The sequence below is a fragment of the Paenarthrobacter sp. 10N417 genome (assembly GCF_056394745.1).
Genome location: NZ_JBFTIL010000001.1, coordinates 123,686 through 136,409, shown reverse-complemented (window position 1 = coordinate 136,409; position 12,724 = coordinate 123,686). Strand labels below are relative to the sequence as shown.

Sequence of the window (12,724 nt, the reverse complement as noted above, 5' to 3'; positions counted from 1 at the left end):
GGATAGCCTCCCCACAGCCACTTAGGAAATAATGCCTGATATGAATTGGGGCGAAGTACTCAGCCGGTATGATCTCTTCCTTGCCGGGGCAGCAGTGGACATTTACATTGCCCTTGCAAGCTTTGTGCTAACAGTCGTCGTCGGCCTCTGCTTAGCCTCGATGTCCCGCGGAAACGGTTTTTTCAGAACGATTTCCTACATCCTCGTCCAGTTCGTGCGCGGGGCCCCGTTGTACGTTCTCCTTCTCTGGGTCTATTTCGGCGTATCGCAGGTCATCGGCTTCAACATCCCGCCGGTGGCTGCCGTGATCGTCGCGCTAGGCATTGCAACGTCCGGAGTCACGGCCGAGGTCTTTCGATCCTCATTCCTTGCCCTCGACAAGGGACAGGCGTTGGCGGCCAAATCCTTCGGAATGACACGCTGGCAGGCTTACAGTTCCGTGCTGTTTCCCCAAGCAATCCGGATTGCCTTACCCCAGCTGGGGAACGTCTTCGTCATGCAACTCAAAGGGGCCACCTACGCTGCCGTCATCGGAGTCGCTGAAGCCGTTTTCGTAGCCCAGGACATGTCGACAAGCCTGTTCCTGCCGTTCGAGGCCTACGCAGGATTGGCAATAATCCTGATCCTGATGGCCTTCGCGGCGTCCTTTGCCTTCAACCTCGCCGAAAGGGGGCTACGGATCAAATGAGCGACTGGTTCGAAAAGCTTTGGGCCACGTGGGGTCCTGTTCTGGGTTCCACCGGTGCGATCTCCGAGGGCATCTACGTGACACTCGCGGTGACCTTCGCATCCTTCGGCCTTGCCTGCATCGGTGGGCTCATCCTGACCCTGATGCGTCTGAGCGGCCTCAAGTGGCTGGAAAAGACCGCATTTGCATTGACGCAGATCTTCCGGTCGCTCTCGGCTTTTGTTTACATCCTCTTTATCTACTTCGCACTCCCTGCCGTCACCGGCATTCCGATCCCACCCATCGTGGCTGGAATTATCGGTCTTACCATTCTCAACAGCGCCTATATCGCAGAGATCCTGCGCTCGGCCTTGTCCAGCGTTGGAAGCGGCCAGCGGGAAGCGGCGGCCGTTTTGGGCATGTCGGCCACCCGCACCTACACCGACATCATCCTGCCGCAAGGCATCCGGGTGGCCATCCCTTCGTTGGTCAGTCAGTGGACGATCATCCTCAAGGATTCGTCGATCATCGGTGTTATTGGCGTTGCCGACATCATGTACAGGGCAAGCCACACAGCTGCCAAGACCTTCCAATACTTCGAGTACTACACCCTTGTGGGACTCATGTATGTGGTGGTCGTTTTCATCATGACTATCTTCAGTTCATGGGTCGAGCGAAAGCTGCGGATTCCGTGATCTGGTCCCCCACTCATGCTCCCCGGCGGCCTTCCACGGCCGTCGGGCAACAGATCTTCAAGCCAGCACCCCTTATACGCCAGGCATATGGTGCACATCAAACCGGAAGGCTCCCATGCGTTTTCAATCAAAGGTAGTCCTCATCACTGGAGCTGCCGGCGGCTTGGGGGAGGCCTGCACCCGACGCTTTGCAGCTGAAGGCGCCTCGCTGGTCCTGATCGATCTGGACCAGGACAAAGTCGAGACTCTGGCGGCCAAGTGCCGTGCCGGGTTCGGGACGGAGGTCGTGACTGTGGCCGGCGACGTCTCGGAAGAAGAGGTCGTGAACCGGGTGGTGGCGACCGGCCTGGAGGCGTTCGGGAGCATCGATGTGCTGTTCAATAACGCCGGAATCAATCCAACTGGCAACGTCGTGAACACCCCGCTGGACGTTTGGGATCTGACCATGAAAGTCAATGTCCGCTCAGCGTTCATGATGACTTCACGCGTCATCCCGTCGATGATCGAAGCCGGAGGCGGCGTCATCGTCAACACAGCCTCCATCGCCGCGTTCAAGGCCTCCACCAACGAAGCCGCGTACAGCGTCTCCAAGGCAGCGTTGCTCCAGCTGACCAAAGTGACGGCCCGAGACTTCGCCGATGCCAACATCAGGGCCAACGCAGTTTGCCCAGGAATTCTGGAAAATTTCATGGCAGACCGCAAGGTCATTTCCTCCGACGAAATGATGGAAAAGCGGCGGGCCAGAGTGCGGGAAATTGTTCCCTTTAAGAGGGAGGGGCGCTATGAGGAGATCGCTAACCTCGTTGCTTTCCTTGCCTGCGATGATTCGTCGTATGTCACCGGCGCTGCCTTCACGGCTGATGGCGGCCTCACAGTATGAAAGGGCCACAAGCCATGAACGATCCGCTAGTCGAAAACGGCGAAGAACTCATGACGCACGAGGATATAGCCGTTGGAGACATTGAAGATCTCCCTGACGCGGACCCCCAGCGCGACGAAACTGAACAGCGCGTACCGATTCTTGCACTTCGCAAAGTGTCCAAGACCTACAACGCCGGCACCGCCAAAGAGGTCAATGTACTCAAAGGCATTAATCTGGACGTCTACGCCGGCGAAGTAGTGGTCCTTGTCGGCCCCAGCGGCTGCGGCAAGAGCACACTGCTGCGGTCCATGAACCTCATTGCGCCCCCAGACACGGGATCCATCACCTTCAAGGGCAAGACCTGGACCAACAGTGAGATCGACTTCTTCGATTTCAGGGGTCGCCGGGCAGAAATGCAGGCGATGGCACAGTGGCGGATGTCCATGGGTATGGTTTTCCAGAGTTTCAATCTCTTTCCCCACAAGACAGTGCTTGAGAACGCCATGATAGGTCCGCTCAGGGCTAAGAACATTGATCGTGTCGAAGCTGAGAAACTTGCCCTTGCCGGGCTGCGCAAAGTCGGCATGGAACAGAAGAGAGACTTCTTCCCCAGTTCCCTCTCCGGAGGTCAGAAGCAACGCGTTGCCATTGCCCGTGCGCTTGCTATGCAGCCTGACGTCATGCTCTTTGACGAAGCAACCTCCGCTCTGGACCCTGAGTTGCGGGTCGACATACTTGAGGAAATGAAGCAGCTCGCATCCGAGGGAATGACCATGGTGGTCGTCACCCACGAACTTGCCTTCGCGCGGGAGGTCGGCAGCCGCGTCATTTTCATGGAAAGCGGTCAAATTGCCGAGGATGGGCCAGCCAAAGAAACCATCGACAACCCCACGCACCCACGGTTCATCGAGTTCCTCCGTGCACTTCACCACTGACACGCCGGCCGGCTTCGCCCCAAGTCGAGCCCACAGCAGTTACGCAAGCAAAGGACGCATCACATGATCACTGTTCAGGGCGTCTCCAAATCCTACGGGGCTGTGGAGGTTCTCAAAGATTGTTCCCTGCAGGTGGAGAAGGGGGAAGTCGTCATTATTTGCGGCCCATCCGGCTCCGGCAAGAGCACTTTCATCAAGACCCTCAACGGACTCGAACCGATCAACGCGGGACGAATTGACATCGCCGGGTTCAAGCTGGAGCCGGGCAAAAAGGTGCCACGCAAACTCCACTTCAATGTCGGCATGGTCTTTCAACACTTCGAACTCTTCCCGCATCTCACGGCCCTGCAGAATGTTGCATTGCCCCAGGTCAAGGTTCTTCGCCGAAGCAAGGCCAAAGCCATGGAACGGTCGAAACAACTACTGGCCCGTGTCGGGTTGGAAGCGCACGGGGACAAATACCCGCAAAACCTCTCTGGTGGGCAACAACAGCGGGTGGCCATCGCGCGCACCCTGGCCATGGACCCTGAGATCATGCTCTTCGACGAGCCGACATCCGCGCTGGACCCGGAAATGGTCAACGAAGTGCTCTCAGTCATGACTGGTCTGGCAAAGGAGGGCATGACAATGCTGTGTGTCACCCACGAAATGGGCTTCGCCAAAAGGGCCGCGGACCGGGTGGTTTTCATGGACCAGGGCAGGATCCTTGAAGACCTGCCCGTTGAAGAGTTTTTTCAGAACTCCACAACGCAACGTGCCAGGGATTTCCTCTCGAAGATTCTGGTGCTGTAGGGCCGACGGGTCCTTTGGGCATGAGGTCCACGACTCGGCTGAGTCCACCAGCGTACGGTTCACATCAAATCCTGGGACCCCGCCGTCCAGAAAATCTTCCCAAAAGCAATTTCACTATTAAAGGATCTCCTATAGGATTTCCAATAGCATCATTCGCGTCGCAGTAGGTGCCGCAGAGAACAATCCGTTTGCCCTAAGCAGCCCGGGAGGGAAGAACCACCGCCGATGAAACCCGCAACAAGCACCGACAGCAGACAATCCAGCGAAGCAACAAAAGTGGGGCAACACAGGCGATGAGCAGATTCTTTTGCGACGTGGCCGTGGTCGGTTCGGGCGGCGCTGCGCTCGTTGCCGCATGCGCCGCGGCCGACCACGGTTTGTCCGTCGCCGTCCTGGAGTCGACGAGTCTGCTTGGCGGGACAACAGCGCTCTCTGGTGGTCAGATGTGGATTCCAGGGTCTCCGGCCATGACTCGTGCCGGCGTCGAAGACTCCGCTGACGATGCCCTGCAGTACTTGCGGCGCACCACCCTCCGAACCACCTCGGAGGCATCCCTGCAGTCTTTCGTTGCCAACGCGCCACGCTTCATTGACTACCTTGAGAACGAACTGGACATGCCGGTGGTCAGTACTGACCGTCCGGACTACCACCCAGACTGGACGGGCGCCGCCTCCGGTCGTTCCCTCGAGCCGTTGCCGGTCTCCACGGAGGAACTTGGCCCCTGGCGTGATCGCACCCGGACATCGCCGATAAGGGGACCCATTACCGGCCCTGAAGGACGTACCGGGGTCCAGGAGTCTGTCCTTCGTGAGCGCTCCGCTGCCGACGTGCGTACACAAGGTTCCGGGCTTGTTGCGGGTCTGGTGAAGGCGGCCCTGCGGCGCGGCGTCGATCTGCAGATTAATGCGCGGGTCACGGCCATCACAAGGGCATCCGAACAGTTTGTTCTGGACACTGCCAAGGGCAAGATCAGTGCAGGAACCGTAGTATTGGCCGCCGGCGGTTTCGCCAGGAATGCGACCCTTCGCTCCGCCTTCCTGCCCCGTGTTGACATCGTCCCCACCGCGGCACCTGGATCCTTGGGGGATGGTCTGAAGCTGGGCACCTCCCTTGGCGGGTCTCTGAGGGGGATGAGCGAAGCGTGGTGGACCGCTGCGATATCCATCGGCGGCGAGTCCATAGACAATGCGCCCCTGCATCGCAACGTCGTCCGGGAACTCGCCTACCCGGGATCCATCCTCGTCAACGCGTCAGGGGAGAGGTTCGTCAATGAAGCAAGTTCTTACAACGACCTCGGCAAAGCGTTCTTTGCGTTTGATCCAGCCAGCCACCGGTTCCCTAACCAACCTGCTTGGCTGATCTTCGACGCCGACTTCCGCAGCACCCGAACGGTTGCCGGAGTGGCCCCCACGGCGAGCCTTCCAAACGAATTTATCCAGGAAGAGGACCTTGAGTCCCTGGCCGACCGCGCCGGTATCGACGCAACGTCGTTGATTCAAACCGTCACCCAAACCAACCAGATGGCTGCAACCGGCACTGATATCCAGTTCGGCCGGGGGAACAGCCCCCACGACCGGTTCAACGGCGACGAAACACACAAGCCCAACCCCTGCCTGGGTCCTATCGCGCAGCCGCCATTCTTCGCTGTCCCAGTCGTCCTTGGTGCCAACGGAACCAAAGGCGGCCTTGCTACGGACCACCTCTCACGAGTCCTGGATCACGACGGCGTACCGGTCGAAGGACTCTTCGCCGTCGGTGAGAGCGCAGCGGCATTAATGGGCCCCGGATACGCAGGATCAGGAGCTTCCCTTGGCCCGGCCCTCACAGCGGCCTTCACACTGGCAGAACACCTGGGCCGACCCCGAACCGCCTCCCAGGCAAGTGACCACACACACGCAACAGCCCCGCAGGTCACACGCTCCTGACCCCGGGTTGCACCACAGAAAGGAGGCCACACGTGGCCACCCAAACCAACAACCTACCCCGACCCAAACCGCGGATCGTTCTCGCCGCATGCTTCGGTCACGCCGTTGAATGGTTCGAATTCGGCGTTTACGGATACCTGGCGACGGTGCTGGGCAAACTGTTCTTCCCCAGCGCAGATCCGGCAACCTCGATCCTGTCGGCATTGGCGGTATTTGGCGTAGCCTTCCTGGCCCGCCCCGTCGGTGCTGTGATCTTTGGCAATCTCGGAGACAAACTCGGCCGCCGGGCCATCCTTTCCACCACGATCTTGCTTATGGGCGCCGCCACAACAGCCATCGGCCTGCTGCCCACCTACGAGGTCATTGGCGTCCTCGCGCCCATTCTGCTGATCTCCCTTCGCCTTCTTCAAGGACTCTCCGCCGGAGGTGAGACATCCGGTGCAGCAGCGTTCCTTGCCGAATCAGCTCCCGAAGGCCGGCGTGCGCTGTGGACTTCCAGCATCCAGGCAGTGGGAATCGTTGCGTTTGTCTGTGCGGCGTCCCTTGTAGCGGCCCTGACGGCCGTCCTTGGTGAAGAGGCATTGATCGCCTGGGGTTGGCGGATTCCCTTCCTGCTGTCGCTCCCGCTTGCCGGCATCGGACTCTATCTCCGATTCAAAGTCGAAGAAACCCCTGCGTTCCAGGCAGCCGTGGCCAAGGAGGAGTCCGAACACCGGCCCGTGCCGATCAGGCAGCTGCTCGGTCACCACAAAAAAGCCCTGCTGCTCCTGATCTGTATCGTCATGGTCGAAGCTGTCGCCTCCTACGTGGCCAAGACGTATGCCTCCACTTACCTCATCTCAACGATCGGTCTGAGTTCCAGCGCGGCTCTGCTGTCCACATCGGTGACTTTGTTGCTGGCGGCGGCGTTGATTCCCTTCTACGCCATGCTCAGCGACAGGATCGGTCGTAAGCCACTCCTCATCGGCGGCACCTTTGGACTTATGGTTCTGGCCGTCCCGGCCTTTTTGCTCATCGGATCCGGCAGCCTCGTCGGGGCCATCGTCGGACAGATCATGGCCATCGTCCCGGGAACAGCCATTTCCGTAGCCGTGGTCGTGGCCCAAACCGAGCTCTTCCCGACCGAGGTCCGGTACTCCGGAGCGTCCCTGGGCTACAACGTCGCCTACGCCCTGTTCGGCGGCACCGCCCCATATGTCGCGGCGTTCCTTGTAGCTTCCACAGGACTGAAACTCATGCCGGCGTTCTACCTGATCGTGATCGGGGCTATCGGGATGATCGCGATCTTGAAGCTGCCGGAGACCTATAAGAGGAACCTCACCGACGCATCTGTGAGCCCCGCGCGCGTTCCCGTGCTTTCAAAGTGATCCCTCGAAGGAAGCGGCACGCATGAGCGAATCAAAGGACCCGGGGCTGACGCCGCAGGTCAACGAAGTTGTTGTGCTCGGCTCAGCGGGCGGTCCAACCCCTAAATCCGGTCGGCGTCCCGTTTCCCATGCACTGGTGATCGACGAGGACGTCACCCTCGTGGACTGCGGTAACGGCACAGTCAGTCAGTTCGTCAGCGCCGGTTTGGATCTTGGGCGGCTCCGCAGGATCCTGATTTCGCATCACCACATTGACCACGTCGCGGACGTGGCCATGCTGTTGCATCTGGCATGGTCCCAGCTGAAGGCCCCTGTCCACGTCATCGGTCCACCGCCGCTGGCGCGTCTGTTCGCGCTGCATTACGAGGCTTTCGACTTCGATATCCGGTCACGAATGAATGATGAAGGCCGCCCCCACCTGCGCGAATTTGTCCGTGTGCAGGAAATAACCGGCCCTGAAACCATCGATGACGGCTCCACCACAATCACCGCAGTGTTGGTGGATCACCCGCCGGTTGAACACGCCTTCGGCTACCGGATCGACCAGGGCGGCCTGAGTGTGTGCTTCTCCGGGGATACCCGTCCCAGCGAAGCGATCACCTCTCTGGCGCGGGGCGCGGACCTTTTGATCCATGAGACGACCTACCTGACCAACGCCACTGATTATCTAAGCGCTGAACGGGCTGCTCGCGTGCTTCCCCGCATGCGCAGCGTCCACAGCGACCCCCGGGGAGCCGCCCATGTTGCAGCCGAGGCTGGGTCCAGGGAGCTTCTGCTAAGCCCGGTAGGCACGTTCGGCCCGGCGTCCGACGACGAAATCCTCGCCGAGGCGGCCGGCGAATTCACCGGCAGGACCCGGGTCGGCAGCGACTTCCTACGCATACCACTTTCATAACCAGGAGAGAACTAATTCCATGACCACTTACAACACCGGCGGCGAAGCCGTCGTCAACAGTCTCAAGGCCAACGGTCTGACCACTGTCTTCGGACTGCCAGGCGTCCAGAACGACTGGTTGTACAACGCGTTCTACGACGCCGGGGATGACATCCGCATCATCCACACCAGGCACGAGCAAGGCGCCGCCTACATGGCACTGGGTCACACTATGGCTACCGGAAAGCCCAGTGTGTGCAACGTCGTTCCGGGCCCCGGCGCATTGAATGCAGGAGCCGCCCTGGCCACCGCCTACGGATTGAACGCCAAAATGCTGTTCCTCACCGGCCAGATTCCCCAGAAGCTGATCGGCCGTGAACTGGGAACCCTTCACGAAGTCCCGGACCAGCCTGGACTGCTGCGCTCACTTACCAAGCATTACGACCGTGTGACCCACCCTGCCGAAGCCGGTACCAAAATCGCCGACGCTATCCGCGCCCTCAACACAGGACGGCCCCGCCCCGCTGCCTTGGAAGTCCCCATGGACGTTCTGGAACAACGCGCTCCTGTCCCGGACCACGTCCCGGTGGCCGACACGGCCGAAGACATCATCGACGAAGAGGGCATCGAAAAGGCCCTGAGCATCCTGGCCAGCGCAAAGAACCCCATGATCTTCGTCGCCAACGGCGCCCAGGATGTTTCCGCCGAAGTCACCAGGCTCGCCGAAATCCTTCAGGCGCCCGTGGTCGGTTACCGCACCGGACGAGGCATTGTTGACAGCCGCCATCCGCTGAGCTGCTTCCTGCCCGAAGCCAAGCCGCTGTGGGCCGAAACCGACGTCGTCATCGCTCTGGGAGGCAGTGCCAGGTCTGCTCTGCAGGGCTGGGGACGTGGCAACCGTAAACTCATCCGCATCGACGTCGACCAGACGGTCCACGGCCGCTACGGCCAACCCGATGCCGCCATCACCGGACGCCTCGAATCGCACCTGCCTGCCCTGATCGAGGGACTGGAAAAACGCGGTGTCCAGAACGCCGACATCACCGAACAAATGACACTGGTGCACAAGGAATGGAAGGAACGCAGCGCGGTCCTGGACCAGCAGACAGCTTACCTCGCAGTGATCCGCGAAGCCCTGGGCGTGGACGGGATCTTCGTTGACGAACTGACCCAAATTGGTTTCGCAAGCCGCATCCTGCTCCCTGTCTACAAACCCCGCACCTTCATCTCCACCGGGTACATGGGCACACTTGGATACGGGTTCCCGACAGCGCTTGGTGCGAAAGTCGCAAAGCCGGACACGCGGGTGCTTTCCGTTACCGGAGACGGCGGATTCATGTTCGCTGCTACGGAACTGGCGACAGCAGTCCAGCACAACATTGGCCTCGTAACGGTCCTGTTCAACAACTCCCAATACGGCAACGTCCAACAAATGCAGCGCGATCTCTACGGCGGCAAGGTTATCGCCACGGACCTCGTCAACCCGAACTTTGAACAGTTCGTCACCTCGTTTGGTGCCTCCTATGGCCGGGCGGCATCCCCGCAGGAACTGGGGCCGGTACTTGAAGACGCCTTCCGGTCCTGCAAGCCCACGGTAGTTGAAGTTGTGGTTGGAAACATGATCAGTGTGGATCAGTTCCGGTGAGCCAGACGCTGAAAAGGCCGCCGGCGCCGTACCTGGAAGAACTTTGGGGCAAGCTGGACGAGCTGCGCTGCGTCGTCATCGTCGGGCTGCCCGGGACCGGGAAAAGCCTGCTGGTGCGTGAACTCGCAGCAGCTGTGGAATCGACCGGGCGAATCAGTACCGTCCTGCAATGGGATGTCTCACGGGAGTCCTGGGATTCCCATTCCACGGCGTCGGCGCTCTATCCCGAAGTTGACGGGATCACCCATGCGGGGATCAGGCTCGCCATGGGCACCTGGGTCCGTTCGGCGGTGGGAAAGTGGTTCGCAGAACACCCCGGCGGCGAAGAAATGCTGATCGTGGAAGCTCCTCATATCGGGGGCAGGTTCTCTGAGCTGTCCCACATCACCGGCGATGAGGCAGAACGACCCCTGGCCGGGCCAGAGACACTTTTTGTCGTGGTAGCTCCTACCAAGGAGCTGCAGCTCACGCTCAAACGCCAGCGGGCTGAGGACATGGAATCCAGCGAAGGCTCCTACGAGAGCAACAACGCTTCCCCTGACCTTCTGGATGAACTGACCAACTCGCTTCGGGCTCCTGCCGGAGAGTTAGGGATCTCCGGATCTACCTCCACCGGGTACGACCCGGAACTGTACGCCGGTCTCATGCAGCATGTCCTGCGCCACCGGCATGTCCTGCTGGTCCGTCCTGACGCGTTGATGAAGGTCACTGGTTCGGTCTACTCACTGGGTGTCAGCTCGAACCGGATATGGGCCACCGAGCAGGAAGTCAGTGAATCACTGCACTCGGTGGCATCGCTGTCCTCGACCGAACTCATGCAGCGCACTGCAACTTGGTTCAGGACGTAAAGATGGCAACAGAAAGAGAGGTGGTACTGGCTCTGCGGCCGTTACCACCTCTCTTTTTTCTTTGATTTACCGGGCATGCCTCCGGCACTTAGGCTGCGGGCCGGGAACTCAATTTCTCCTGCACGCGGCGGACCAGAACCAGGGTGTGCTCGCGGCTGATCTCTTCAAGGTTGGAGTTGGCCTCTCCGTTCTCGATGGCATCAAGAATCCGGGTGTGGAAGCCAATGGTTTCCTTGCCCGCAGAAAGCCCAAGGGTCTGAATGATGATGCCCCGTTCGCGCGCGAACACAAGGCTGCTGACCGTGTCTGTCCACTGGGACAGTCGCTGCAGTTCCTGGATCAGCAGGGCATTGGGGCAACGGTTATGGATCATCTCGTGGAAGCGCCGGTTCAGGCTGGTCCAGGATTCAAAATCGAACTCATCCAGTGCGCCCATGAGGAGGCCGTTGGTTTCCCGCAGGGCCGCAATCTCTTCGGCGGTGAGCAGCGGCGCCGCCGCCCGGGTCGCGTAGGCCTCCATGACGGCCTTCATCTCCATCAGGTTGAACCAGTGCGTCTTGTCCAGCTGCACGATGGAAGGACCCGAGTTCGCCCCGTACTCGACCAAACCTTCAGCCTCGAGCCGGCGCAACGCCTCGCGGATCGGAGCCTGGCTGACTCCGATGTCCTTGACAAGATTGTCAATGATCAGACGCTGGCCCGCAGCGTACTGTGAGCCAACTATGCGATTGCGAAGGATTTCATGGGCAAAATCAACCTTGGACTGGGTAGCAGCGGCTGGTGTTGTAACTGTCATGTCTCCCCCTCGGAGCGGTAACGACGAAAACTCAGGCATTGGCAATGCCCTTTCCCGCGACGGTCAGGGGCAGCTCACGACAACCCAAAAGGGTCGTATAGCCAATCCTATGCGATCGTGTCCGGCTGCGACGGGATCCACTCGCAAAATCTCCGCTCTTATGTGCTGTGCTGTGCCCTGCTGAGGATGACGCGGCCCATGGCGGCGATGGTTGCCTTCACCTGTTCCGGTGTTCCAACGGTGATCCTGACACTCTCGGGATCCCCCATGGCGTTACCGGGGCGAACAATGATTCCCTCGCCTTCCAGGGCCTTGGTGAATGCCTTGGCGTCGCCGACTTTGACGTAGACGAAGTTCCCATGTGACTCCAGGGGCTCAAATTCGAGCTCGCGCAGGCCGGTGGTGAGGGCGTCACGGCCGTCCTTGTTCAGCCCGACGCGGCGGGTGAGTTCGGCTTCCTCGTGCAGGCTCGCCAGGGCTGCAGCCTGGGCGACGTTGGAAACTTCGTAGTTGCTTTGCACCTTCTGGACAGCGGCGATGAGTTCGCGGGACCCCACCAGGTAGGCCACGCGCAGCCCGGCCAAACCGTAGGCCTTGGAGAACGTCCGGAGAGTGACGAGGTTGCGGCGGTTGAATGCGGGTTCAGCAATCGTGTCGGTGTATTCAGGGGACTGGGCGTATTCGAAGTAGGCTTCGTCCACAACAATGGTGACGTACTCGGGGACAGTATCGATGAAGCGGAGCAGCTCTTCGCGGCCTACGATGCCGCCGGTGGGGTTGTTGGGGTTGCAGACGTAGACGATGCGGGTGTCTTCAGTGATCAGGCCCAGCATCGCCTCGAGGTCGTAGCTGCCATCTTCGCGCACGGGCGTGCTCAGCGTGGTTGCTCCCTGCTTCCGTGCGTCGAGGGCGTAGGCGTGGAAGGTGGGGGTTGAAACCACAATGTTAGTCCCCTCATCGAGGAGGGCAACGGACAAGTGGTGGATCAGTCCGATGCCGCCGGCGCCAACGGCGACCTCAGCGACGTCGACGTTTAGCATCCGGGCCAATTCTCCGCGCAGGGTGCGGAAACCGGACTCTGGGTACAGGTTGGCCTTTCCTACCTGCTCCAGTGCGGCCTTCGCGGCGGACGGGAACGGGCCGTAGGGGCCTTCATTGGCGGCCAACCCGAGGAGCTCCAGTACGGCGCCTTCCCCAGCGGCATCACGAACGCTCCTTCCCGCACTGTAGGGGGGAAGCCCATCGATCGCTGCCCGGATCCTGGGGCCGGCTCCGTTTTCATTTGCGGTGGTCTGCATATTTACCAATCCTAAGTTCT

The 12,724-nt window shown here is 60.2% G+C and carries 12 protein-coding genes; 10 read left to right on the top strand and 2 right to left on the bottom strand.

The genetic code is table 11. The annotated features are described in order from the left end of the window. Positions 1 to 31 precede the first annotated feature (31 nt). The 10 genes from AC1DCM_RS00590 to AC1DCM_RS00545 all read left to right on the top strand — a co-directional run bounded on the left by AC1DCM_RS00590 (position 32) and on the right by AC1DCM_RS00545 (position 10,610). The gene (locus AC1DCM_RS00590) at positions 32 to 688 is read left to right on the top strand and encodes an amino acid ABC transporter permease (protein ID WP_441437358.1); all 657 of its coding nucleotides are present in this window, start codon (positions 32 to 34) and stop codon (positions 686 to 688) included. Further along, a complete protein-coding gene (locus AC1DCM_RS00585; protein ID WP_441437357.1) occupies positions 685 to 1,362 on the top strand; it encodes an amino acid ABC transporter permease in 678 nt (225 codons plus the stop codon). Before AC1DCM_RS00590 ends, AC1DCM_RS00585 begins: the two co-directional genes overlap by 4 nt. 115 nt (positions 1,363 to 1,477) lie before the next feature. Further along, entirely contained in the window at positions 1,478 to 2,242 is a 765-nt protein-coding gene (locus AC1DCM_RS00580) for an SDR family NAD(P)-dependent oxidoreductase (protein WP_441437356.1), read from the top strand. A 14-nt stretch (positions 2,243 to 2,256) separates the two neighbouring features. Further along, positions 2,257 to 3,159, top strand: a complete 903-nt coding sequence (locus AC1DCM_RS00575) for an amino acid ABC transporter ATP-binding protein (RefSeq protein WP_441437355.1) — start codon at positions 2,257 to 2,259, stop codon at positions 3,157 to 3,159. Positions 3,160 to 3,222: 63 nt separating this feature from the next. Then, positions 3,223 to 3,951 carry an amino acid ABC transporter ATP-binding protein gene (locus AC1DCM_RS00570; RefSeq protein ID WP_441437354.1) on the top strand — a complete coding sequence of 243 codons (729 nt, stop codon included), beginning with the start codon at positions 3,223 to 3,225 and terminating at the stop codon, positions 3,949 to 3,951. Positions 3,952 to 4,244: 293 nt separating this feature from the next. Next, positions 4,245 to 5,876 (top strand): FAD-dependent oxidoreductase, encoded by a 1,632-nt coding sequence (locus AC1DCM_RS00565; protein WP_476900895.1) that lies wholly within the window; start codon positions 4,245 to 4,247, stop codon positions 5,874 to 5,876. Positions 5,877 to 5,908: 32 nt separating this feature from the next. Continuing rightward, entirely contained in the window at positions 5,909 to 7,243 is a 1,335-nt protein-coding gene (locus AC1DCM_RS00560) for an MFS transporter (RefSeq protein ID WP_441437352.1), read from the top strand. 22 nt (positions 7,244 to 7,265) lie between these two features. Continuing rightward, positions 7,266 to 8,138: an MBL fold metallo-hydrolase gene (locus AC1DCM_RS00555; protein WP_441437351.1), complete on the top strand. Its 873-nt coding sequence runs from the start codon at positions 7,266 to 7,268 to the stop codon at positions 8,136 to 8,138. 19 nt (positions 8,139 to 8,157) lie between these two features. Further along, positions 8,158 to 9,762, top strand: coding sequence for a thiamine pyrophosphate-dependent enzyme (locus AC1DCM_RS00550; protein ID WP_441437350.1), 1,605 nt, complete (start codon positions 8,158 to 8,160; stop codon positions 9,760 to 9,762). Further along, entirely contained in the window at positions 9,759 to 10,610 is an 852-nt protein-coding gene (locus AC1DCM_RS00545; RefSeq protein WP_441437349.1) for a P-loop NTPase family protein, read from the top strand. Before AC1DCM_RS00550 ends, AC1DCM_RS00545 begins: the two co-directional genes overlap by 4 nt. 88 nt (positions 10,611 to 10,698) lie before the next feature. On the opposite strand, the gene AC1DCM_RS00540 is transcribed toward AC1DCM_RS00545, so the two are convergent. Beyond that, positions 10,699 to 11,406, bottom strand: coding sequence for a GntR family transcriptional regulator (locus AC1DCM_RS00540; protein ID WP_441437348.1), 708 nt, complete (start codon positions 11,404 to 11,406; stop codon positions 10,699 to 10,701). A 158-nt stretch (positions 11,407 to 11,564) separates the two neighbouring features. Then, positions 11,565 to 12,704, bottom strand: coding sequence for a histidinol-phosphate transaminase (gene hisC / locus AC1DCM_RS00535; protein WP_476900896.1), 1,140 nt, complete (start codon positions 12,702 to 12,704; stop codon positions 11,565 to 11,567). Positions 12,705 to 12,724 lie beyond the last annotated feature (20 nt).

What these genes read in the sequence shown, in the direction of transcription:
- hisC (WP_476900896.1), bottom strand. Translation starts at nt 12,704, where the DNA reads ATGCAGACCACCGCAAATGAAAACGGAGCCGGCCCCAGGATCCGGGCA.
- AC1DCM_RS00555 (WP_441437351.1), top strand. Translation starts at nt 7,266, where the DNA reads ATGAGCGAATCAAAGGACCCGGGGCTGACGCCGCAGGTCAACGAAGTT.
- AC1DCM_RS00570 (WP_441437354.1), top strand. Translation starts at nt 3,223, where the DNA reads ATGATCACTGTTCAGGGCGTCTCCAAATCCTACGGGGCTGTGGAGGTT.
- AC1DCM_RS00575 (WP_441437355.1), top strand. Translation starts at nt 2,257, where the DNA reads ATGAACGATCCGCTAGTCGAAAACGGCGAAGAACTCATGACGCACGAG.
- AC1DCM_RS00585 (WP_441437357.1), top strand. Translation starts at nt 685, where the DNA reads ATGAGCGACTGGTTCGAAAAGCTTTGGGCCACGTGGGGTCCTGTTCTG.
- AC1DCM_RS00580 (WP_441437356.1), top strand. Translation starts at nt 1,478, where the DNA reads ATGCGTTTTCAATCAAAGGTAGTCCTCATCACTGGAGCTGCCGGCGGC.
- AC1DCM_RS00565 (WP_476900895.1), top strand. Translation starts at nt 4,245, where the DNA reads ATGAGCAGATTCTTTTGCGACGTGGCCGTGGTCGGTTCGGGCGGCGCT.
- AC1DCM_RS00550 (WP_441437350.1), top strand. Translation starts at nt 8,158, where the DNA reads ATGACCACTTACAACACCGGCGGCGAAGCCGTCGTCAACAGTCTCAAG.
- AC1DCM_RS00590 (WP_441437358.1), top strand. Translation starts at nt 32, where the DNA reads ATGCCTGATATGAATTGGGGCGAAGTACTCAGCCGGTATGATCTCTTC.
- AC1DCM_RS00540 (WP_441437348.1), bottom strand. Translation starts at nt 11,406, where the DNA reads ATGACAGTTACAACACCAGCCGCTGCTACCCAGTCCAAGGTTGATTTT.